The organism is Pseudomonas wenzhouensis, from assembly GCF_021029445.1.
GTDB lineage: Bacteria > Pseudomonadota > Gammaproteobacteria > Pseudomonadales > Pseudomonadaceae > Aquipseudomonas > Aquipseudomonas wenzhouensis.
This window is the reverse complement of sequence record NZ_CP072610.1, coordinates 4,188,202-4,209,538: the sequence shown is the minus strand read 5'-3', so window position 1 is coordinate 4,209,538 and position 21,337 is coordinate 4,188,202. Positions and strand designations below refer to the sequence as shown.

Genomic DNA, 21,337 nt, shown 5'->3' with positions numbered 1-21,337 from the left:
TGCCGCAAGGTGGTCGTTTGGCGCTGCCGCCTGCGATGGGCGTGCATGCGTGGTGAGGCGGAGTGTGGAGCCGAGCCAAGGCGAAACCTTATCCATGGGCGACATGGCCGGATTCGTTTCCGACGCGCCAGAGCCCGTGGCATGGGGCAGGTCGCGATAAGCATGCGGATGTCGCGGATGGATAAATGAAGGCGCACGGGCTTTCGCACAATCGCAGCCACATAGGCCGACATCCGGCCGCGTGGAGAGCCGTGCATGACCACCAATGCCTTCCTCAACCCGGTTACCACCCAGACCTGGACCAACGGCCGCCATCTGGTGCGTTGCGTCAAGGTGATCCAGGAAACCTGGGACGTGCGCACCTTTTGCTTCATGGCCGATCAGCCGGTGCTGTTCTTCTTCAAACCGGGGCAGTTCGTCACCCTGGAACTGGAGATCGACGGCCAGCCGATCATGCGCTCCTACACCATTTCCAGCTCGCCTTCGGTGCCTTACAGCTTCTCCATCACCATCAAGCGCGTGCCCGGTGGCAAGGTGTCGAACTGGCTGCACGACAACCTCAAGGAAGGCGACGAGGTGCCGGTGCACGGCCCGGTCGGGCTGTTCAATGCCATCGATTTCCCGTCCGAAAAAGTGCTCTACCTCTCCGGTGGCGTTGGCATTACCCCGGTGATGTCGATGGCGCGCTGGTTCTACGACACCAACGCCAATGTCGACATGGTCTTCGTACACAGCGCGCGCTCGCCCAAGGACATCATCTACCAGCGCGAGCTGGAGCACATGGCGGCGCGCATCAACAACTTCAGCCTGCACGTGATCTGCGAGAAGCATGGCCTGGGTGAGTCCTGGGCTGGCTATCGCGGCTACCTGAACAAGCCAATGCTGGAGCTGATGGCACCGGACTTCCTCGAGCGCGAAATATTCTGCTGCGGCCCGACGCCCTACATGAGCGCGGTCAAGCGTCTGCTCGAGGCGGCGGGCTATGACATGAGCCGCTACCACGAGGAGGCCTTCGGCCCGACGCCACCGGAGATCCGCGCCGAGGTCAAGGAGCTGGCCGCCGAGGCCGCCGACGCGCCGGAAGTGCCGGTGGCTGAGCTCAATCAGGTGGAGTTCGTCAGCACTGGCAAGAGCATCCGCGTGGCGCCCGGCGAAACCGTGCACGCGGCCGCCGCCAAGCTCGGCCTGCACATTCCCAAGGCCTGCGGCATGGGTATCTGCGGCACCTGCAAGGTGATGAAGACGGCGGGCGAAGTGGACATGGAGCACAACGGCGGCATCACCGACGAGGACGTGGCCGAGGGCTATATCCTGTCGTGCTGCAGCGTGCCGAAAGGGGATGTGGCGATCGATTACTGATCGTCACGGTCGCGGCTGAAGCCCCTCCCACGAGTGCGCGGCTTAGTCTGTAGCCCGGATGAAATCCGGGGCGGTTGATCGATTGCCCCGGATTGCATCCGGGCTACGGTCGCAGCTCAAGCCCCTTCCTCGGGCATGTCAGAGCGTTATTCAGGCGCTCATCACTTCACGGATATCGGCGGCGAGCTGGCGTACGCGGGCTTCGTCGGTATCCCAGCTGCACATGAAACGCGCGCCGCCGGCGCCGATAAAGGTGTAGAAACGCCAGCCGCGAGCGGTGAGGGCGGCGATGGCCGGCTCCGACAGTTGCAGGAACACGCCGTTGGCCTGTACCGGGAACATCAGGCTGACGCCGGGTACATCCGCCACCAGGCTGGCCAGCAACTGCGCACAGCGGTTGGCGTGGTTGGCGTATTTCAGCCAGACATCGTTCTGCAGGATGCCGACCCAGGGCGCGGACAGGTAGCGCATCTTCGAGGCCAGTTGGCCGGCCTGCTTGCAGCGGTAGTCGAAGTCCTCGGCCAGATCCTTGTTGAAGAAGACGATGGCCTCACCGACGGCCATGCCGTTCTTGGTGCCGCCGAAACACAGCACGTCGACGCCGGCCTTCCAGGTCAGCTCCGCCGGGCTGCAGCCGAGGAAGGCGCAGGCGTTGGAGAAGCGTGCGCCGTCCATGTGCAGGTGCAGGCCCAGTTCCTCGCAGACCTGGCTGATGGCGCGCACTTCTTCCGCGCTGTATACGGTGCCGACTTCGGTGGCCTGGGTAAGGGTGACCACGCGCGGTTTCGGGTAGTGGATATCCTGGCGCTTGCGGGCAATTTCGCGGATCGCTTGCGGCGTGAGTTTGCCGTTCTCGGTCTTGGCCAGCAGCAGTTTGGAGCCATTGGAGAAAAACTCCGGCGCGCCGCATTCGTCAGTCTCGACGTGGGCGGTTTCCGAGCAGATCACGCTGTGGTAGCTCTGGCACAGGGAGGCCAGGGCCAAGGAGTTGGCGGCGGTGCCGTTGAAGGCGAAGAACACCTCGCAGTCGGTCTCGAACAGGCGGCGGAAGTGATCGGCAGCGCGCGCCGTCCACTCGTCATCGCCGTAGGCGCGCTGGTGGCCCTGGTTGGCTTCGGCCATGGCGGCCCAGGCTTCGGGACAGATGCCGGAGTAGTTGTCGCTGGCGAATTGCTGGGCATTGTCGGACATAGGCGCGTTCCTTCTGAAAAGCCTGCCGGCGATGCTGCCGGCAAAGCGCGAATTTTACTCACGAGCCTCTGGGGAGGGCGTCCGCAGCCGCGACGAGTTGTTGTGCGGATGCGTACTGCTGGGTCGTTTCGTGGCTGGCCGTTCGGCAAAAAGATGGAACTTGCCCCGTAACGGGGGCTCACACCTTGCAGAGGGCGGCATTCGCTCCGCCTTCCGCAATCAAGAGAAGGAGTCTTCCATGACCTATCGTCACCTGCTCGCCCTTGCCCTGCCGCTGGCCGTCGCACTACCGGTTTCCGCCGCCGAGTGGTCGGACAAGGCCAAGACCGAGTTCGTTCAGCAGTGCATTGCCGGCGCTCCGGCAGGCTACGAAGAGGCGCAATTGCGTGCCTATTGCGAGTGTGCGGCAAACAAAGTCAGCCAGGCGTTCAGCGAGGAAGAACTGCAGGCCATGAGCCGCCAGACGCCGCCCGACCCGGCCATGCAGCAACGCCTGGTGAATGCCTCCAGCAGTTGCAGCGGCAACCTCAAGCCCTGACGCGGCGTTGAGCAAATAGCATGCGCTGGTGCCGGAGCCTCTGGCGCCAGGTATCCACAGCTCGTGCACAGTGAAGTCCACGGCATTTGTGCACAAGACACTTCTATCTCATTGATCTTGTTCGATTTTTAGTCGATTCTCGGCAGCCCCCGTCCAGCCTGGCCTCGCGCCCTCGTCGAACAGCCTATGCACAGTTTCATCCACACCTTTTGTGCATATCCCCACGCCTTTGCGGTACTTGCCTCGATTGCGGGTGGATAACCATTGCCGTCCCTGCGCCTGGATGGTTGTTGAGCACCTGGCCAAGGTGCCTGTCATACCTGGCCTGCAGTCAGTTGATGACAGCTTTTCCACAGGCTGTTCCACCGTATCTGTGCATGGCTTTAGTTGCTAACCGACTGATATAGATCAGGAAATGATCAAGGTGCGGGGCGCCGCGTAGCACGCGGTTTGCAACGGCCTGTGCACGGCTTATCCACAGCTTGATCCCCGCTATCTGTGCGCAAGACAGGGCGCTGATCGCGACGCGCCTGATTGCGACAAGGCCATGTCGCAAACGAATGCTCTCGCGGCGTTGGCAGGCATTTGAGGGGGCAGGGGCGGCCCTACCATCGCTGCACAGGGTCTTGCCGGCCCGCCCGTTCAAGACCGCCGCCCACAGGCGCTGCAGGAGAGTCGAGATGTTCAGCAAGCAGGATCAGATTCAGGGTTACGACGATGCGTTGCTCGCGGCGATGAGCCAGGAAGAGCGTCGTCAGGAAGCGCACATCGAGCTGATCGCCTCGGAGAACTACTGCAGCCAGCGGGTGATGCAGGCGCAGGGCAGCGGCCTGACCAACAAGTACGCTGAAGGCTATCCGGGCAAGCGCTATTACGGCGGCTGCGAGTACGTCGACAAGGTCGAGCAACTGGCCATCGACCGCGCCAAAGCCCTGTTCGGTGCCGACTACGCCAACGTCCAGCCGCACTCCGGTTCCTCGGCCAACAGCGCCGTGTACCTGGCGCTGCTCAATGCCGGCGACACCATCCTCGGCATGAGTCTGGCCCATGGCGGCCACCTGACCCACGGTGCCAAGGTGTCGTCCTCGGGCAAACTCTACAACGCCGTGCAGTACGGCCTGGATACCGCCACCGGGCTGATCGACTACGACGAGGTCGAGCGCCTGGCCGTGGAGCACAAGCCGAAGATCATCGTCGCCGGCTTCTCCGCCTATTCCAAGACCCTGGATTTCCCGCGCTTTCGCGCCATCGCTGACAAGGTCGGTGCGCTGCTGTTCGTCGACATGGCCCACGTCGCTGGCCTGGTCGCTGCCGGCCTGTATCCGAACCCGATTCCCTTCGCCGATGTTGTCACTACCACCACGCACAAAACCCTGCGTGGCCCGCGTGGCGGCCTGATCCTGGCCAAGGCCAACGAAGAGATCGAGAAGAAGCTCAACTCCGCGGTGTTCCCCGGTGCCCAGGGCGGCCCGCTGATGCACGTCATCGCCGCCAAGGCGGTGTGCTTCAAGGAAGCCATGGAGCCGGAGTTCAAGGCTTACCAGCAGCAGGTGATCGACAACGCTCAGGCCATGGCCAAGGTCTTTATTGAGCGCGGCTACGAGGTGGTGTCCGGCGGCACTGACAATCATCTGTTTTTGCTCAGCCTGATCAAGCAGGGGCTGACCGGTAAGGAGGCCGATGCTGCGCTGGGCCGCGCCGGCATCACCGTGAACAAGAACGCCGTACCCAACGACCCGCAGTCGCCGTTCGTGACCTCGGGCATCCGCATCGGTACGCCGGCGGTGACCACCCGAGGTTTCAAGGTCGTCCAGTGCCAGGCGCTGGCCGGCTGGATCTGCGACATCCTCGATCACCTCGGCGATGCCGATGTCGAGGCGCAGGTGGCCAAGCTGGTCGCCGGGCTGTGCGCGGATTATCCGGTCTATCGCTAACGCGTTTTGTTCTGTTGCCGGAGCGTGATAACCAGGGTCATAGCCGTAGGGTGGGCTTCAGCCCACTAGCAGCGGGCAGTCCTGGTGGGCTGAAGCCCACCCTACTGGAAACGTCTGACGATCAAAAAAGCATCTACAGGTTAGGCGTTCGAGAACAGATTCAAGGAGCATCTTCATGCAACGTTATTCCGGCTTCGGCCTGTTCAAGCACTCGTTCAGCCATCATGAGAACTGGCAGCGCATGTGGCGTAATCCAACGCCCAAGCCGGTGTACGACGTGGTCATCGTCGGCGGTGGCGGCCACGGCCTGGCCACGGCCTATTACCTGGCCAAGGAGTTTGGCGTGAAGAACGTCGCGGTGGTCGAGAAGGGCTGGCTCGGCGGTGGCAACACCGCACGCAACACCACCATCGTGCGTTCCAACTACCTGTGGGATGAGTCCGCGCAGCTCTACGAACATGCGATGAAACTGTGGGAAGGGCTGTCGCAGGACATCAACTACAACGTCATGTTCTCCCAGCGTGGCGTCTACAACCTCTGCCACACCCTGCAGGACATGCGCGACGCCGAGCGCCGCGTCAGCGCCAACCGTCTCAACGGCGTGGATGGCGAATTGCTCGATGCCAAGCAGGTGGCCGAGGAGATTCCCTACCTCGACTGCAGCAAGAACACCCGTTACCCGGTGATGGGCTCCACCGTACAGCGTCGCGGTGGCGTCGCCCGTCATGACGCCGTGGCCTGGGGCTACGCGCGTGCCGCCGATGCACTGGGCGTCGACCTGATCCAGAACACCGAGGTGATTGGTTTTCGCAAGCAGAACGGCGCGGTGATTGGCGTGGAAACCAACAAGGGCTTTATCGGTGCCAAGCGTGTCGGTGTGGTCACTGCCGGTAATTCCGGGCACATGGCGGGGCTCGCCGGCTTCCGCCTGCCGCTGGAATCGCACCCGCTGCAGGCGCTGGTGTCCGAGCCGATCAAGCCGATCATCGACAGCGTGATCATGTCCAACGCCGTGCATGGCTACATCAGCCAGTCGGACAAGGGCGATCTGGTCATCGGTGCCGGTATCGACGGCTACAACGGCTACGGCCAGCGCGGTTCCTACCCGACCATCGAACACACCCTGCAGGCCATCGTCGAGATGTTCCCGGTGCTCTCGCGGGTACGCATGAACCGCCAGTGGGGCGGCATCGTCGATACCAGCCCGGACGCCTGCCCGATCATCTCCAAGACCCCGGTGGACAACCTGTTCTTCAACTGCGGTTGGGGCACTGGTGGCTTCAAGGCTACGCCCGGTTCGGGCCACGTATTTGCCGCCAGCCTGGCCAAGGGCGAAATGCACCCGCTGGCCAAGCCGTTCTCCATCGACCGATTCCACACTGGTGCACTGATCGACGAGCACGGCGCTGCTGCCGTGGCCCATTAAAAGTTCGCGCGCAGCGCGACATCTGATGACCCTCTCCCTCCGGGAGAGGGTGCCCGAAGGGCGGGAGAGGGCGGTTCGACTGATCGCGGTTCCCTCACTCCCTCACCCCCGGCCCCTCTCCCAGGGGAGAGGGGAGACAAGCTTGTCCCGCATGGCTATACGAGCGGGTTTGAAGATTTTCTGGAGGTACCGAGCATGCTGCACATCTTCTGCCCCTACTGTGGCGAATTGCGCTCCGAAGAGGAATTCCACGCCAAGGGCCAGGCTCATATCGCCCGCCCACTCGACCCCGATGCCTGTACGGATGCCGAGTGGGGCGAGTACCTGTTCTTCCGCGACAACCCACGCGGCATCCACCACGAGCTGTGGGTGCACGCTGCCGGTTGCCGCCAGTATTTCAACGTCACCCGCCACACCGTGACCTACGAGATCCTCGAGACCTACAAGGTCGGCGAGAAACCCTCGGTCACCGCCGCTGGTGCCACCGCAGGAGTAACGGCATGAGCCAGGTCAATCGTCTTGCCAAGGGCGGTCGCATCGACCGCAGCCAGCCGCTGAGCTTCACCTTCAACGGCCAGACCTATCAGGGCTTCGCCGGTGACAGCCTGGCCGCCGCGCTGCTGGCCAATGGCGTGGATATCGTCGGGCGCAGCTTCAAGTATTCGCGGCCGCGCGGCATCGTCGCCGCAGGTGCGGAAGAGCCCAATGCCGTGCTGCAGATCGGCTCCAGCGAGGCGGCGCAGATCCCCAACGTGCGTGCCACCCAGCAGGCGCTGTACAGCGGTCTGGTGGCCAGCAGCACCAATGGCTGGCCGAGCGTCAACACCGACCTGATGGGCATCCTCGGCAAGGTCGGCGGCGGCATGATGCCGCCCGGTTTCTACTACAAGACCTTCATGTATCCGCAGAACCTGTGGATGACCTACGAGAAGTACATCCGTAAGGCCGCAGGCCTGGGCCGTTCGCCCACCGAGGTCGACCCGGATATCTATGACCAGCTCAACCAGCACTGCGATGTGCTGATCGTCGGCGCCGGCCCTGCCGGTCTCGCCGCCGCGCTGGCTGCCGGCCGTAGCGGTGCGCGGGTAATCCTCGCCGATGAACAGGAAGAGTTCGGCGGCAGCTTGCTTGACACCCGCGAGACCCTCGACGGCAAGCCTGCCGCCGATTGGGTCGCGCAAGCCATAGTCGAATTACAGAGCCTGCCGGAAGTGACCCTGCTGCCGCGCGCCACGGTCAACGGTTACCACGACCACAACTTCCTCACCATCCATCAGCGCCTGACCGATCACCTCGGTGAAACCGCGCCGATGGGCCAGGCCCGTCAGCGCATGCACCGCGTGCGTGCCAAGCGTGTGGTGTTGGCCAGCGGCGCCCACGAGCGGCCGCTGGTGTACGCCAACAACGACGTGCCCGGCAACATGCTGGCTGGCGCCGTGTCGACCTACGTGCGTCGCTATGGTGTGGCGCCAGGGCAGGAACTGGTACTGTCGACCAACAACGATTACGCCTACCGCGTGGTGCTCGACTGGCTCGATGCCGGGCGCCAGGTGGTGGCTGTCGCCGATGCCCGCAGCAACCCGCGCGGCAGCTGGGTCGAGGAAGCGCGTGCGCGTGGCGTGCGCATCCTCACCGGCAGCGCAGTGGTCGAGGCGCGCGGCAGCAAGCGCGTCACCGGGGCGCGTATCTGCGCCATCGATGCCAAGGCACACAAGGTCACCAGCCCTGGCGAAGTGCTGGACTGCGACCTGATCGTCAGCTCCGGCGGCTACAGCCCGGTGGTGCACCTGGCGTCGCACCTGGGCGGTCGCCCCGAATGGCGCGAGGACATCCTCGGTTTCGTGCCGGGCCCGGGCAACGGCATCCAGCAGCGCATCGACGCGGGTGCGGTGAATGGCGTGTTCGCCCTCGGCGACGTGCTTGCCAATGGCTTCGAGGCGGGCGCCAAGGCGGCTGCCGATACCGGCTACAAGGCCGTCAGCGGCATCCTGCCGCAGGCCGAGACGTTGCACGAGGAGCCGATGCTGGCGCTGTTCCAAGTGCCGCACGACAAATCCACCGCGCGCGCGCCCAAGCAGTTCGTCGACCTGCAGAACGACGTCACCGCCGCCGGTATCGAGCTGGCCACGCGCGAGGGCTTCGAGTCGGTCGAGCACGTCAAACGCTACACCGCGCTGGGTTTCGGCACCGACCAGGGCAAGCTGGGTAACATCAACGGCCTGGCCATTGCCGCGCGCTCGATGGGCATCAGCATCGTGCAGATGGGCACCACCATGTTCCGCCCGAACTACACGCCGGTGACCTTCGGCGCCGTGGCCGGTCGTCACTGTGGCGAGCTGTTCGATGCCAAGCGCTACACTGCGATGCAGGCCTGGCACCTGAAGAACGGCGCAGAGTTCGAGGATGTCGGCCAGTGGAAGCGCCCCTGGTACTTCCCGAAAAATGGCGAGGATCTGCATGCCGCCGTGGCGCGTGAGTGCTTGGCCGTACGCAACAGCGTGGGCATCCTCGATGCCTCCACCCTGGGCAAAATCGACATTCAAGGGCCGGATGCACGTGAGTTCCTCAACCGCGTCTACACCAACGCCTGGACCAAGCTGGACGTAGGCAAGGCGCGTTACGGCCTGATGTGCAAGGAAGACGGCATGGTATTCGACGACGGCGTGACCGCCTGCCTGGCCGACAACCATTTCCTCATGACCACCACCACCGGCGGCGCGGCGCGGGTGCTGGAATGGCTGGAAATCTACCACCAGACCGAATGGCCGGAGCTGAAGGTGTATTTCACCTCGGTCACCGACCACTGGGCCACCATGACCCTGTCCGGCCCCAACAGCCGCAAGCTGCTGGCCAAGGTCACCGACATCGACCTGGACAAGGACGCTTTCCCCTTCATGAGCTGGAAGGAAGGTCTGGTTGGCGGCGTGCCGGCGCGGGTGTTCCGCATCTCCTTCACTGGCGAGCTGAGCTACGAGGTCAACGTGCAGGCAGACTACGCCCTGGGCGTGTGGGAGCAGATCATCGAAGCCGGCAAGGAGTTCGACCTGACCCCCTACGGCACCGAGACCATGCACGTACTGCGTGCGGAGAAGGGCTTCATCATCGTCGGCCAGGACACCGATGCCTCGGTGACCCCGGACGATCTGAACATGGGCTGGTGCGTTGGTCGCACCAAACCGTTCTCCTGGATCGGCAAGCGCGGCATGAACCGCGACGATTGCCTGCGTGAAGATCGCAAGCAGCTTGTGGGGCTGAAACCGGTCGACCCGAACCAGGTGCTGCCGGAAGGCGCGCAACTGGTGTTCGACCCGAAACAGTCCATCCCGATGCAGATGGTCGGCCACGTCACCTCCAGCTACATGAGCGCGGCGATGGGTTACAGCTTCGCCATGGCGGTGGTCAAGGGCGGCCTCAAGCGCATGGGCGAGCGCGTGTTCGCGCCGCTGGCCGATGGCAGCGTGATCGAAGCCGAAATCTGCAGCTCCGTGTTCTATGACCCGAAAGGGGACCGCCAGAATGTCTAACGTCAACGTCTATCAGCATCGCCCCGTCGACATTGCCGGGCAGTCGCCACTGCACCACGCCGGCCTGCATGAGCTGGTCGGCAAGGGCCGCAAGAACGCCGGCATCACCCTGCGCGAGAAGAAGCTGCGCGGGCATCTGGTGATTCGCGGGGATGCCAAGGACGCCGCCTTCTCTGGCGGTGTGCATAAAGCCCTGGGCCTGGAACTGCCCCCGGCGCTGACGCTGGTGGCCGACGGCGACACCTCGCTGCAGTGGTTGGGCCCGGATGAATGGCTGCTGATCGTACCTGGCGGCAGCGAGTTCGAGGTCGAGCGCAAACTGCGCGAAGCCCTGGACGGCCAACACATCTCGGTGGTCAACGTCAGCGGCGGGCAAACCCTGCTCGAACTGCGCGGCCCCAAGGTGCGCGAACTGCTGATGAAGTCGACCAGCTACGACGTGCACCCGAGCAACTTCCCGGTGGGCAAGGCGGTGGGCACCGTGTTCGCCAAGTCGCAACTGGTGATTCGCCACACTGGCGAGGACACCTGGGAGCTGGTGATTCGTCGTAGCTTCGCCGACTACTTCTGGCTGTGGCTGCAGGATGCCAGTGCCGAGTATGGGTTGGCGGTCGAGGCCTGATGCACGTAGGGCGGACGACGCTTTTTTCGTCCGCCATGAAGCCGCAACGTGGATGGGTGAAGCGTCATCCACCCTTGTATTTTGTTTTTGCTCAAGTCGCTCTTGAGCACAAGGCACCCGGATGCCGTATCCACCCTTGGCGACAAGGCCGTGATGTAGATTTCGCACCGGTTTGCCTGCTTTAACTTGCCAGAGATCGGACAGTATCTTCGACCCGGCCAAGCCGTGAGTCAGCATTCACAAGGTGGATCGCGCAAGCCATGAGCTCTTTTGACTTCATCCCTCTGGGAATCGACATATCCAAGAAGAAAATCGATTGCGCCCTGATGCTGGGTGCAAAATTCAAGAACAAGGTCTTCGCCAATAACCCCGAAGGGTTTGTCGGGTTGTGCGCTTGGATCGATCAGCACGCCCAAGCAACAGTGCACATCTGTATGGAGGCTACGGGCATCTACTGGGAGGCAGTGGCTGTACATCTGGCCAATGCGGGGCATCGCGTCAGTGTCATCAATCCAGCCCTGGCCAAAGCCCATGCTCAATCGCTGGGTCTGCGTAGCAAGACTGATGCAATCGATGCAAAGGCGTTGGCTGATTATTGTCGGCAACGACAACCTGCCCTTTGGGTTGCTCCATCACTTTCGGAGCAGCGGTTAAAAGCGCTGGTACTGCGCCTTCAAGGCCTAGTGACCATGCGCACCGAGGAAAAGAACCGGATCGAGTCGGCCCGTGACTCGGTGCGTGAAAGTCTGGACAAGCACCTGCAATGGCTCGACGAAGAGATCAAGCGTATTGAACTGCAGATATCCCAGACGCTTGATGATGACCCGACGTTACGAGGCAAGCGTGAGCTGCTGATCTCCATCCCTGGTCTTGGGGAACGCACCTTATCCGTTCTATTGGCCTACGGCCTGGGAGGAGAACGCTTCGACAAGGCGCGCCAATTCGTTGCCTTTGCCGGCTTGAGCGTGCGTGCGTATGAGTCTGGCAGCAGCGTCAGGGGCAAGCCGCGGATGTCCAAGGTCGGTCACTCACGGCTGCGCAGTGCGCTGTACATGCCCGCGATGGTGGCTCTGTACAGAACCGACTGGGGGCGTCGCTATCGTGACCGGCTTGCCGGTAACGGCAAGCCAGCCAAAGTCATCATCGGTGCCATGATGCGCAAACTCGTGCATGTGGCCTTTGGCGTGCTGAAGTCCGGACGAAAGTTCGACCCCGAACTCCATGTCGCTTGCGCCAGATAACAGTATCTACGCCTGAACTTGAGGCATACGCGGACAGCCCCCTCTCCCTCCGGGAGAGGGATGGGGTGAGGGGGAAGGGCAGACCGCGTTGGGTCGGATAGCCCTCACCCCCGGCCCCTCTCCCGGGGGGAGAGGGGTGAAAATCATCGGAGTTTGTTATGAGCCGCACCCCCGACACCTGGATTCTCACCGCCCATTGTCCGAGCGTGTTCGGCACCGTGGATGCGGTGACGCGCTTTCTCTTCGAGCAGCACTGCTACGTCACCGAGCATCACAGTTTCGATGATCGGCTGTCGTCGCGCTTCTTCATCCGCGTCGAGTTTCGTCAGCCGCAGGATTTCGACGAAGCCGCCTTTCGCGCCGGTGTCGCCGAGCGCCTGGCGCCCTTCGACATGCAGGTCGAGCTGACTCCGCCGGGCTACCGCGCCAAGGTGGTGTTGATGGTATCCAAGGCCGACCATTGCCTGAATGACCTGCTCTATCGCCAGCGTATCGGCCAACTGGCCATGGACGTGGTGGCGGTGGTGTCCAACCACCCGGATCTCGAGCCGCTGGCGCGCTGGCACGGCATTCCCTATCACCATTTCCCGCTCGACCAGGCCGACAAGCCGGCGCAGGAGCGCAAGGTCATGCAGGTGATCGAGGACACCGGCGCCGAACTGGTGGTGCTCGCCCGCTACATGCAGGTGCTGTCGCCCGAGCTGTGCCGCAAGCTGGACGGCTGGGCGATCAATATTCACCACTCGCTGCTGCCCGGCTTCAAGGGCGCCAAGCCCTACCACCAGGCCTACCAGAAGGGCGTCAAGCTGGTCGGTGCCACGGCGCACTACATCAACAACGACCTCGACGAAGGGCCGATCATCGCTCAGGGCGTGGAGACGGTGGATCACGCCCACTACCCGGAAGACCTGATCGCCAAGGGCCGCGACATCGAATGCCTGACCCTGGCCCGCGCCGTCGGTTATCACATCGAGCGTCGCGTATTCCTCAACGCCAACCGCACGGTGGTGCTCAACGCCTGAACGCATCGCCAACCGGAATATTTGGTGGGCTAAAGCCCACCCTACGGTAACGACGCTATTCGTAGGGTGGGCTTTAGCCCACCAGTCACAACGAAGAACGCTATTGGTGGGCTGAAGCGGATCGCCGCTCGGCCCACCTTACGGAACCCGCCCTGCCAAGTTTCAACGGCGGTTCCGGCAACAGACGCAAGAAGCTCCAGTGCAAGGCTGCGCGGCCGCCGGTCGCGCCTTGTATTCACAACAAGAAAGGAGAGTGACGCATGTCTGGAAATCGTGGTGTGGTTTATCTCGGGACGGGCAAGGTCGAAGTGCAGAAGATCGACTACCCGAAAATGCAGGACCCGCGCGGCAAGAAGATCGAGCACGGGGTCATCCTCAAAGTCGTTTCCACCAATATCTGCGGCTCCGACCAGCATATGGTGCGCGGTCGTACCACCGCGCAGGTCGGCCTGGTGCTGGGTCACGAGATCACCGGTGAGGTGATCGAGAAGGGCCGCGACGTCGAGCGTCTGCAGATCGGTGACCTGGTTTCCGTTCCCTTCAACGTCGCCTGCGGTCGCTGCCGTTCCTGCAAGGAACAGCACACCGGCGTGTGCCTGACCGTCAACCCGGCTCGTGCCGGCGGCGCCTACGGCTACGTCGACATGGGCGACTGGACCGGCGGCCAGGCCGAGTACGTGCTGGTGCCTTACGCCGACTTCAACCTGCTCAAGCTGCCGGATCGCGACAAGGCCATGGAGAAGATTCGCGACCTGACCTGCCTCTCCGACATCCTGCCCACCGGCTACCACGGCGCCGTGACTGCGGGCGTTGGCCCGGGCAGCACGGTGTACATCGCCGGTGCCGGCCCGGTCGGTCTGGCCGCTGCCGCCTCGGCGCGCCTGCTCGGAGCTGCGGTGGTGATCGTCGGTGACGTCAATCCAACGCGCCTGGCTCATGCCAAGGCGCAGGGGTTCGAAATCGCCGACCTGTCCAAGGACACCCCGCTGCATGAACAGATCGCCGACCTGCTCGGTGAGCCGGAAGTCGATTGCGCGGTCGATGCGGTGGGCTTCGAAGCCCGCGGCCACGGCCATGCCGGTGCCCAGCAGGAGGCGCCGGCCACGGTGCTCAACTCGCTGATGGGCGTGGTGCGCGTAGCCGGCAAAATCGGTATTCCTGGCCTGTACGTGACCGAAGATCCGGGCGCAGTGGACGCCGCCGCGAAGATCGGCTCCTTGAGCATTCGCTTCGGCCTCGGCTGGGCCAAGTCGCACAGCTTCCACACCGGCCAGACCCCGGTGATGAAGTACAACCGCGCGCTGATGCAGGCCATCATGTGGGACCGCATCAACATCGCCGAGGTGGTCGGTGTGCAGGTCATCAGCCTGGACGACGCGCCGCGTGGCTACGGTGAGTTCGATGCCGGCGTGCCGAAGAAATTCGTCATCGACCCGCACAAGACCTTCAGTGCGGCGTGACGGCGTAGCCCCGGATGCAATTCGGACGACGTGGGCTGGCGCTGTACATGGCGCCCAGCTGTTTTCACGGCCAAGGCGCATAGACCTGCGCCTTCCTGTGGCAGCCTACGGGCTGATGCTGGTCAGATAAGTTCTTTACCACCCGTGCAGTAGACGGGGCGTTTTTTGTACGAACCAGCTTGCTGGCGATGCTTTTTGTGGCAAATCGCCGGCAAGCCGGCTCCTACAGAGAGCGGGGGCAACGGCTTCACTGATCGGCATTAGCCCACAGGCTTTTATTGCAGCCCGTACTTCTTCACCTTGTCGAACAGCGTGGTCTTGGCCAGGCCCAGTGCCTGGGCGGCCTGGCTGAGATTGCCGGCGTGGCGCTCCAGGGCAGCGGCCAGCAGGTTGCGCTCGAAGGCTTCCACCGCTTCGTTGAAACCGGGGCCGGTGCTGTCGGTCAGGCCGCTTTTCTTGAACACCGGCAGGCCTAGGGCGAAGCGTTCGGCGACGTTGCGCAGCTCACGCACATTGCCGGGCCAGTCGTGCGCCTGCAGTGCGGCCAGGGTGTGGCGATCCAGCTCCGGCACGACGCGGTCGAAGCGCAGCGCCGCCAGTTGCAGGAAGTGCTCGAACAGCAGGGCGATATCCTCGCGGCGTTCGCGCAGTGGTGGCAGCTCCAGGGTCACCACGTTGAGCCGGTAGTACAGGTCGCTACGAAATTCGCCGCGCTTGCCCAGCTCATCGAGGTCGGCCTTGGTGGCGGCGATCACCCGGCAGTCCACGGCAATTGGCTGGTTCGAACCCAAGCGCTCCAGGCTGTGCTCCTGCAATACGCGCAAGAGCTTGATCTGCAGATTGATCGGCATGCTCTCGATCTCATCGAGGAACAGGCTGCCGCCGTCGGCGTGTTCGATCTTGCCGATGCGCCGTTTGCCGGCGCCGGTAAAGGCATTTGCCTCATGGCCGAAGATTTCGCTCTCGAACAGGCTCTCCGGCAGACCGCCGCAGTTCAGCGCAACGAACTGCTTGGGCTGGCGCCGGCTGAAATCGTGCAGGCAACGCGCGATCAGCTCCTTGCCGGTGCCGGTTTCGCCCTCGATCAAGACGTTGGCATTGGTGTCGGCGATGTTGGCGATCAGTTCGCGCAACTGCTGCATGGCCGGCGAGCGGCCGATGATGCGCTGCTCCAGCGCCTGACGCCCGGCCAACTGACGTCGCAGGGCGCTGACCTCGCGGGCCAGGCTGCGCTGCTCCAGGGCGCGGCGGGCAACGTCGACCAGGCGTTCCGGCGAGAAGGGCTTTTCCATGAAGTCGTAGGCGCCATCACGCATCGCGGCCACGGCCATGCCGATATCGCCATGGCCGGTGATCAGTACCACTGGCAGGCTCGGGTCGCGCTGCTTGAGGCGGGTGAGCAGCGCCAGGCCGTCGATGCCGGGCAGGCGAATATCGCTGACGACGATGCCGGCAAAGTCCGCGTCGACCTGCGCTAGCGCTTCCTCGGCGCTGCTGACGCCGATGCTGGGAATGTCTTCCAGCGCCAGCGCCTGCTGGCAACCGAGCAGCACATGGGGATCGTCTTCGACGATCAGGACGGTGAGGCTGTCGCTCATGCTTGCGGCTCTCGTGGGTAGGGCAGGGTGAGCACGAAGGCGGTACCGCCTTCGTCCGGGTGGCGCACGCTGAGGCTGCCACCCGCGGCGGCAGCGAGGCTGGCCGATAGGGTCAGGCCGAGGCCGAGGCCTTGTTCGCCGGGCTTGGTGGTGAAGAACGGCTCGAACAGGTGCGCGCGGGTTTCCGGGGCAATGCCGGGGCCATTGTCTCGTACTTCCAGTTGGTAGCCGTCGGCATCGGCCGTGCCGCTCAGCCACAGCTTGCGGTCGACCTGCTCGCGCATGGCGTCGAGGGCGTTGCTGATCAGATTGACCAGAATCTGTTCCAGGCGAATCTGCTCGATGGCCAGGCGGGTTTCCGTGAACTCGCGGTGGATGCTCAGGCTGGTGCGCTGCAGGCGCGGGTGCAGGAGCAACACCGCTGCATCCACTGCCTGCTGCAGCGAGGCCTCGCCGCTGTCGCCGCTGCGGCGGGCGAAGGCGCGCAGGCTGGCGGTGATCTTGCCCATGCGGTCGACCAGTTCGGCGATATTCTGCAGATTGCTGCTGGCCACATCCAGCGAGCCGCGCTGGAGAAAGCGCACGGCATTGGCGGACAGGGTGCGCAGTGCCGCCAGCGGCTGGTTCAGTTCATGGGCGATGCTGGTGGACATCTGCCCGATCACCGCCAGCTTGCCAGCCTGCACCAGCTCGTCCTGAGCCAGGCGCAGGGTGGTCTCGGCCTGCAGGCGCTCGCGCACCTCGGCCTGCAGGCGCTGGTTGCTGGCCTGCAGGTCGGCGGTGCGCTCGGCGATCTTGCGCTCCAGCTCATCGTTGGCTGCCTGCAGTGCTTCGCGGGCGGCCAGGCGGGTGGCGATGACCTTGCGCCGCTCGTTCCAGGCGATCAGCAGAAAGGCCAGCAGGGCTGCCGCTGCTGCGGCCAGCATGCCGTGGCTCATGGCCGCGCTGCGTTGCTCCTGCAGCGGGCTGAGCAGGGTCAGGTGCCAGGGCGTGTCTTCCAGGCGGCGCGTCTGCAGCAGGTAGTTGGCGGGCGTGCCAGCGGTGGCGAAGCTGACCTGTTCGATGCCCTCGTCCACGGGCGAACGGTTGAACAGCTGCAGTTCTTCCAGCGCCGCCCAGTGGTATTGCAGGCTGCGCGCCAGGCGCTCTTTGGTGGCGTCGTCGAGCGGGCGCACGGATTTCAGGCGCACCATCGGATCACTGGCGAGGATGATGATGCCGTTCTCGTCGCTGACGTAGGCTTCCAGCAGGGCGCGTTGCCAGCGCTCTTCGAGGGCATCGAGGCGCACCTTGACCACTGCCACGCCGATGATGCGCTTGCCCTCGCGCAGGCCATGGGCCAGGTAGTAACCCGGCTCGCCGGTGGTGCTGCCGATGCCGTAGAAGCGGCCGGGGCGGCCTTCGATGGCGTCCTGATAGTAGGCGCGGAACGACAAATCTTCGCCCAGGTAGCTGTCGGCCTCGTCCCAGTTGCTGGTGGCGATCACCCGGCCATCCGGGTCGAGCACGTAGATGGCCAGGCTGCCGCTGCGCTGGTTGAGACCCTGCAGGTAGACGTTGACGTGATGCCGGCGGTAGGCCGTGGGCGCCAGCAGCAGGCGCGAGACATTGCCTTCCAGCTCCAGCAGGCTGGGTAGGTAGGTGTACTTGTTGATTTCACTTTCGACGGCGCGAGCGTTGAGCTCCAGTTGGCGCTCACCGTTCTCGGCCAGGGCGCGGATGCCGGCGCGATCGCTGATGTGATAGCCGGCATAGCCGCAGCCGAGCACCAGCAGCAGGAACAGCAGGATCAGCGACAGGTGACGGAGCAGGCGCGGTTTCACGGTCAGATCGGCGCGAGAAGGGGCGGGCAGGCATTGCATCATAGTCCTCCCCAGACTGGCCAGATATGTGGATGTGTAGCCCGGACGCAATCCGGGAAGCCGTGAACGGTCATCCCCGGATTGCATCCGGGCTACGTCAGGCGCGACAGGTCAGTGCTGGAGGATCTTCGCCAGGAACTGCTGGGCGCGCTCGGAGCGGGCGTTGATGTCGCCGAAGAAGTCTTCCTTGGGGCAGTCCTCGACGATCTGTCCGGCGTCCATGAAGATCACCCGGTCGGCGACCTTGCGCGCGAAACCCATCTCGTGGGTCACGCACATCATGGTCATGCCTTCCTGCGCCAGTTGCACCATCACGTCGAGCACTTCGTTGACCATCTCCGGGTCAAGTGCCGAGGTCGGCTCGTCGAACAGCATCACCACCGGGTCCATGGCCAGGGCGCGGGCGATGGCAACACGCTGTTGCTGACCACCGGAAAGCTGGCCGGGATACTTGTGCGCATGAGCCGCCAGGCCGACACGGTCGAGCAGGGCCAGGCCTTTCTGAGTGGCCTCTTCCTTGCTGCGGCCGAGCACCTTGATCTGCGCCAGGGTGAGGTTCTCGGTGATGGTCAGGTGCGGGAACAGCTCGAAGTGCTGGAACACCATGCCGACACGCGAGCGCAGCTTGGGCAGGTTGGTCTTCTTGTCGGCGATGGAGGTGCCATCGACGTTGATGTCACCCTTCTGGAACGGCTCCAGCGCGTTGACGCACTTGATCAGCGTGGACTTGCCCGAGCCGGACGGCCCGCACACCACCACCACTTCGCCTTTCTTCACCTCGGTGCTGCAATCGGTCAGCACCTGGAAGTCTCCGTACCACTTGTTGACGTTCTGGATGGAAATCATACGGCTAACCTTTTTTGCAGGAGCTTGACGCCGCGCGAGGCTGCGAAGCTGATGGTGAAGTAGACCAGGCCGGCGAAGAGCAGGAACTCATGGGGCTGGCCGATGATGTCGCCCCGCGAGCGGGCGGCGTTGAGAAAGTCCATTAGGCCCACGGTGTACACCAGCGAGGTGTCCTGAAAGAGGATGATGCTCTGCTGCAGCAGCAGCGGCATCATTTTGCGGAAAGCCTGCGGCAGGATGATCATGCGCATGCTCTGGCTGTAGGTCATGCCCAGCGCCGAGGCAGCGCCCATCTGGCCCTTGGGAATGGCCTGGATGCCGGCACGGACGATCTCGCAGAAGTAGGCTGCCTCGAACATCACGAAGGCCACCAGGCACGAGCTGAAGGCACCCACCGGGGTGTCCTCGCCGGTGATCCAGCGCAGGATGAACGGCACCGCGAAGTAGAACCAGGTGATCACCAGCAGCAGCGGGATCGAGCGGAAGTAGTTGACGTAGGTCGCGGCGATATTGGCCAGCAGCTTGTTGTGCGACAGGCGCATCAGCGCCAGCAGGGTGCCCAGTACCACGCCGCCGAGTACGCCCAGCACCATCAGTTGCAGGGTGACCAGCATGCCGTCCCACAGGCCCGGCAGGGCGGGGATGATCGATGAGAAATCCATCATTTACCCCCTACGGAAATCAGGCCGGGTACGGCGACTTTCTTCTCGATCATGCGCATGATCATCATCAGGCTCATGTTCAGGGTGAAGTAGATCAGCGTGGCCAGGGTGAAGGCCTCGAACAGGTTGGCGCTGAATTCGGCGGTCTGCTTGGTTTGCGCCAGCAGTTCCATGAGGCCGATCAGCGAGGCCACCGAGGAGTTCTTGAAGATGTTGAGGAACTCGCTGGTGAGCGGCGGAATGATGATGCGGTAGGCCTGCGGCAGCAGCACGTTGCTGTAGATCTGCGGCAGGCGGAAACCCATGGCGTAGGCCGCGGCGGTCTGCCCCTTGGGTAGCGCCTCGATGCCGGTACGCACCTGCTCGCAGACCCGCGCGGCAGTGAACAGGCCAAGGCACACCACCACCGAGAGGTAGGCCGAGGTGGCCGGGTTGAGATCCTGCTTGAACCACAGTTCCAGCGGCTCGGGCAGCAGGTCCGGTACCAGGAAGTACCAGAGGAACAGCTGCACCAGCAGCGGCACGTTGCGGAAGATTTCCACGTAGGCGGTGGCGATGCCAGCCAGCCAGCGGTTCGGCAGGGTGCGCATCACGCCGAGCAGCGAGCCCAGCGCCAGGGCGATGATCCAGCCGGCCAGGGCAATGGCGATGGTCCAGCCCAGGCCGGTGATGAACCAGTCCAGATAGGTCTCGCTGCCGATGCCGGTGGACTTGAAGTAGATACCCCAGTCCCAGTTGTAGTTCATTGCAGATTCCCTCTTATGAGGACTGGATCTGCTGCGCGTCAGCCCTGCGTTGAAAGCGGGCGTTGGCTCGCAAGATCCTGGGTACGGCTATAGATCACGAGTCCTGAGAAACAGGCAGCAGCTGCCCGTATCCGCCTTGGCGGACGGTCTCGGCTTCGTCAGAATTAGTTTGGGGAAGCCGCTGGCTTCCCCGGAGTCCCCGCGCCGCTACGCCTTGTGAGCGTGGCGGCGCATCACCGTCAGATCTGTTCTGCAGATTTGTCGGTCGGGTTGGCAATCAGCTTCTTCAGCTCATCGCTCATGGGGAAATTCAGGTTCAGGCCCTTCGGTGGTACGGGCTGTTGGAACCACTTGGCGTAGATGTCGTTGATCTCGCCGGAGGCGAAGGTGGCCGTGATGGCCTTGTCGACCACCTTTTTGAAAACGGCATCGCCCTTGCGCACCATGCAGCCATAGATCTCGAAGGATTGCGGGGTGCCAACCACGGCCCAGTCATCCGGCTTCTTGGCCTTGGCCATTTCTCCGGCGAGCAGGGCGTCGTCCATCATGAAGGCGACAGCACGGTTGGATTCGAGCATCAGGAAGGACTCGCCGTGATCCTTGGCGGAAATCACGTTCATGCCCATCTTCTTCTCGGCGTTCATCGACTTGATCAGGCGCTCGGAGGTGGTGCCGGCGGTGGTCACCACGTTCTTGCCTTTCAGGTCGTCGAAATCGTTGATGCCGCTGGTCTTCTTAGCCAGCAGGCGGGTGCCCACCTCGAAGATGCCAACGGAGAAATCGACCTGCTGCTGACGCTCGATGTTGTTGGTGGTGGAGCCGCACTCCAGATCGACGGTGCCGTTCTGCACCAGCGGAATGCGGGTCTGCGAGGTGACCAGGTTGTAGCGCACCTTCAGCTCCGGCATGCCCAGCTCCTGCTTGACCGCCTCGACCACTTTCAATTGCAGGTCGTGGGAGTAGCCGATCGGCTGACGCGAGTTGTCGCCGAAGTAGGAGAAGGGAATGGACGAGTCGCGATGGCCCAGGGTGATGGTGCCGCTGTCCTTGATCTTCTTCAGGGTGCCGGTCAGCTCTTCGGCGATCACCGGAGTGGACAGGAAGGCGGTGGCAATGGCCACGCTCAGTACACGGTGGAAGGTACGCATGAATCGAGTCCTCGGTATTGTTGTTGTGATGGCGTCGTGCGCCACTTTGCTCAGGGAAGGTCTACTGCATTCCTGAGGAGAACGGAGCAGGATATGTGCCAGGGCTTGTTTTGATTTTAAGTTATTGAAAATAAAAGATTTTATTGTTTGCTGGGTAA

17 protein-coding genes are annotated in these 21,337 nt (G+C 63.3%); 10 read left to right on the top strand and 7 right to left on the bottom strand.

Annotated elements, in window-relative coordinates; genetic code table 11:
- Positions 1-255: 255 nt before the first annotated feature.
- Positions 256-1,359 carry a glycine-betaine demethylase subunit GbcB gene (gene gbcB / locus J7655_RS19615; RefSeq protein WP_230925841.1) on the top strand — a complete coding sequence of 368 codons (1,104 nt, stop codon included), beginning with the start codon at positions 256-258 and terminating at the stop codon, positions 1,357-1,359.
- A 150-nt stretch (positions 1,360-1,509) separates the two neighbouring features.
- Here gbcB and J7655_RS19610 read toward each other — a convergent pair whose 3' ends face one another.
- The gene (locus J7655_RS19610) at positions 1,510-2,550 is read right to left on the bottom strand and encodes a threonine aldolase family protein (protein WP_104726915.1); all 1,041 of its coding nucleotides are present in this window, start codon (positions 2,548-2,550) and stop codon (positions 1,510-1,512) included.
- Positions 2,551-2,788: 238 nt separating this feature from the next.
- On the opposite strand from J7655_RS19610, the gene J7655_RS19605 reads away from it, so the two are divergent.
- The 9 genes from J7655_RS19605 to fdhA all read left to right on the top strand — a co-directional run bounded on the left by J7655_RS19605 (position 2,789) and on the right by fdhA (position 14,317).
- The gene (locus tag J7655_RS19605; protein WP_230925840.1) at positions 2,789-3,088 is read left to right on the top strand and encodes a hypothetical protein; all 300 of its coding nucleotides are present in this window, start codon (positions 2,789-2,791) and stop codon (positions 3,086-3,088) included.
- A gap of 680 nt (positions 3,089-3,768) precedes the next feature.
- A complete protein-coding gene (gene glyA / locus J7655_RS19600; RefSeq protein ID WP_230925839.1) occupies positions 3,769-5,022 on the top strand; it encodes a serine hydroxymethyltransferase in 1,254 nt (417 codons plus the stop codon).
- 175 nt (positions 5,023-5,197) lie between these two features.
- On the top strand, positions 5,198-6,448 hold the full coding sequence (locus tag J7655_RS19595; protein WP_230925838.1) for a sarcosine oxidase subunit beta family protein: 1,251 nt from the start codon (positions 5,198-5,200) through the stop codon (positions 6,446-6,448).
- Between the two features lie 195 nt (positions 6,449-6,643).
- A complete protein-coding gene (locus tag J7655_RS19590) occupies positions 6,644-6,952 on the top strand; it encodes a sarcosine oxidase subunit delta (protein WP_230925837.1) in 309 nt (102 codons plus the stop codon).
- Positions 6,949-9,972 (top strand): sarcosine oxidase subunit alpha, encoded by a 3,024-nt coding sequence (locus J7655_RS19585; protein WP_230925836.1) that lies wholly within the window; start codon positions 6,949-6,951, stop codon positions 9,970-9,972. Before J7655_RS19590 ends, J7655_RS19585 begins: the two co-directional genes overlap by 4 nt.
- Positions 9,965-10,594, top strand: a complete 630-nt coding sequence (locus J7655_RS19580) for a sarcosine oxidase subunit gamma (protein ID WP_230925835.1) — start codon at positions 9,965-9,967, stop codon at positions 10,592-10,594. The genes J7655_RS19585 and J7655_RS19580 overlap by 8 nt, the downstream gene beginning before the upstream one ends.
- A gap of 260 nt (positions 10,595-10,854) precedes the next feature.
- Entirely contained in the window at positions 10,855-11,835 is a 981-nt protein-coding gene (locus J7655_RS19575) for an IS110 family RNA-guided transposase (protein WP_230925834.1), read from the top strand.
- A gap of 158 nt (positions 11,836-11,993) precedes the next feature.
- Complete coding sequence (gene purU, locus J7655_RS19570; RefSeq protein WP_230925833.1) at positions 11,994-12,857, top strand: formyltetrahydrofolate deformylase; 864 nt, start codon at positions 11,994-11,996, stop codon at positions 12,855-12,857.
- A 260-nt stretch (positions 12,858-13,117) separates the two neighbouring features.
- Entirely contained in the window at positions 13,118-14,317 is a 1,200-nt protein-coding gene (fdhA, locus tag J7655_RS19565) for a formaldehyde dehydrogenase, glutathione-independent (RefSeq protein ID WP_021490386.1), read from the top strand.
- 275 nt (positions 14,318-14,592) lie between these two features.
- Here the strand turns inward: fdhA and aauR are convergent, their stop codons facing one another.
- From aauR to J7655_RS19535, 6 genes are all read right to left on the bottom strand, one after another.
- Positions 14,593-15,915 carry a two-component response regulator AauR gene (gene aauR, locus J7655_RS19560; protein WP_420850898.1) on the bottom strand — a complete coding sequence of 441 codons (1,323 nt, stop codon included), beginning with the start codon at positions 15,913-15,915 and terminating at the stop codon, positions 14,593-14,595.
- Positions 15,912-17,780: a sensor histidine kinase gene (locus J7655_RS19555; RefSeq protein WP_230925832.1), complete on the bottom strand. Its 1,869-nt coding sequence runs from the start codon at positions 17,778-17,780 to the stop codon at positions 15,912-15,914. The genes aauR and J7655_RS19555 overlap by 4 nt, the downstream gene beginning before the upstream one ends.
- Before the next feature lie 108 nt (positions 17,781-17,888).
- On the bottom strand, positions 17,889-18,623 hold the full coding sequence (locus tag J7655_RS19550) for an amino acid ABC transporter ATP-binding protein (RefSeq protein ID WP_230925831.1): 735 nt from the start codon (positions 18,621-18,623) through the stop codon (positions 17,889-17,891).
- Complete coding sequence (locus J7655_RS19545; RefSeq protein WP_230925830.1) at positions 18,620-19,288, bottom strand: amino acid ABC transporter permease; 669 nt, start codon at positions 19,286-19,288, stop codon at positions 18,620-18,622. The genes J7655_RS19550 and J7655_RS19545 overlap by 4 nt, the downstream gene beginning before the upstream one ends.
- Positions 19,285-20,031 carry an amino acid ABC transporter permease gene (locus tag J7655_RS19540; protein WP_230925829.1) on the bottom strand — a complete coding sequence of 249 codons (747 nt, stop codon included), beginning with the start codon at positions 20,029-20,031 and terminating at the stop codon, positions 19,285-19,287. The genes J7655_RS19545 and J7655_RS19540 overlap by 4 nt, the downstream gene beginning before the upstream one ends.
- A 239-nt stretch (positions 20,032-20,270) precedes the next feature.
- On the bottom strand, positions 20,271-21,179 hold the full coding sequence (locus J7655_RS19535; protein ID WP_230925828.1) for a glutamate/aspartate ABC transporter substrate-binding protein: 909 nt from the start codon (positions 21,177-21,179) through the stop codon (positions 20,271-20,273).
- Positions 21,180-21,337 lie beyond the last annotated feature (158 nt).

What these genes read in the sequence shown, in the direction of transcription:
- J7655_RS19555 (WP_230925832.1), bottom strand. Translation starts at nt 17,780, where the DNA reads ATGATGCAATGCCTGCCCGCCCCTTCTCGCGCCGATCTGACCGTGAAA.
- J7655_RS19575 (WP_230925834.1), top strand. Translation starts at nt 10,855, where the DNA reads ATGAGCTCTTTTGACTTCATCCCTCTGGGAATCGACATATCCAAGAAG.
- J7655_RS19535 (WP_230925828.1), bottom strand. Translation starts at nt 21,179, where the DNA reads ATGCGTACCTTCCACCGTGTACTGAGCGTGGCCATTGCCACCGCCTTC.
- purU (WP_230925833.1), top strand. Translation starts at nt 11,994, where the DNA reads ATGAGCCGCACCCCCGACACCTGGATTCTCACCGCCCATTGTCCGAGC.
- J7655_RS19550 (WP_230925831.1), bottom strand. Translation starts at nt 18,623, where the DNA reads ATGATTTCCATCCAGAACGTCAACAAGTGGTACGGAGACTTCCAGGTG.
- J7655_RS19595 (WP_230925838.1), top strand. Translation starts at nt 5,198, where the DNA reads ATGCAACGTTATTCCGGCTTCGGCCTGTTCAAGCACTCGTTCAGCCAT.
- J7655_RS19540 (WP_230925829.1), bottom strand. Translation starts at nt 20,031, where the DNA reads ATGAACTACAACTGGGACTGGGGTATCTACTTCAAGTCCACCGGCATC.
- J7655_RS19585 (WP_230925836.1), top strand. Translation starts at nt 6,949, where the DNA reads ATGAGCCAGGTCAATCGTCTTGCCAAGGGCGGTCGCATCGACCGCAGC.
- J7655_RS19605 (WP_230925840.1), top strand. Translation starts at nt 2,789, where the DNA reads ATGACCTATCGTCACCTGCTCGCCCTTGCCCTGCCGCTGGCCGTCGCA.
- J7655_RS19590 (WP_230925837.1), top strand. Translation starts at nt 6,644, where the DNA reads ATGCTGCACATCTTCTGCCCCTACTGTGGCGAATTGCGCTCCGAAGAG.
- J7655_RS19610 (WP_104726915.1), bottom strand. Translation starts at nt 2,550, where the DNA reads ATGTCCGACAATGCCCAGCAATTCGCCAGCGACAACTACTCCGGCATC.
- gbcB (WP_230925841.1), top strand. Translation starts at nt 256, where the DNA reads ATGACCACCAATGCCTTCCTCAACCCGGTTACCACCCAGACCTGGACC.
- J7655_RS19545 (WP_230925830.1), bottom strand. Translation starts at nt 19,288, where the DNA reads ATGATGGATTTCTCATCGATCATCCCCGCCCTGCCGGGCCTGTGGGAC.
- glyA (WP_230925839.1), top strand. Translation starts at nt 3,769, where the DNA reads ATGTTCAGCAAGCAGGATCAGATTCAGGGTTACGACGATGCGTTGCTC.
- J7655_RS19580 (WP_230925835.1), top strand. Translation starts at nt 9,965, where the DNA reads ATGTCTAACGTCAACGTCTATCAGCATCGCCCCGTCGACATTGCCGGG.
- aauR (WP_420850898.1), bottom strand. Translation starts at nt 15,915, where the DNA reads ATGAGCGACAGCCTCACCGTCCTGATCGTCGAAGACGATCCCCATGTG.
- fdhA (WP_021490386.1), top strand. Translation starts at nt 13,118, where the DNA reads ATGTCTGGAAATCGTGGTGTGGTTTATCTCGGGACGGGCAAGGTCGAA.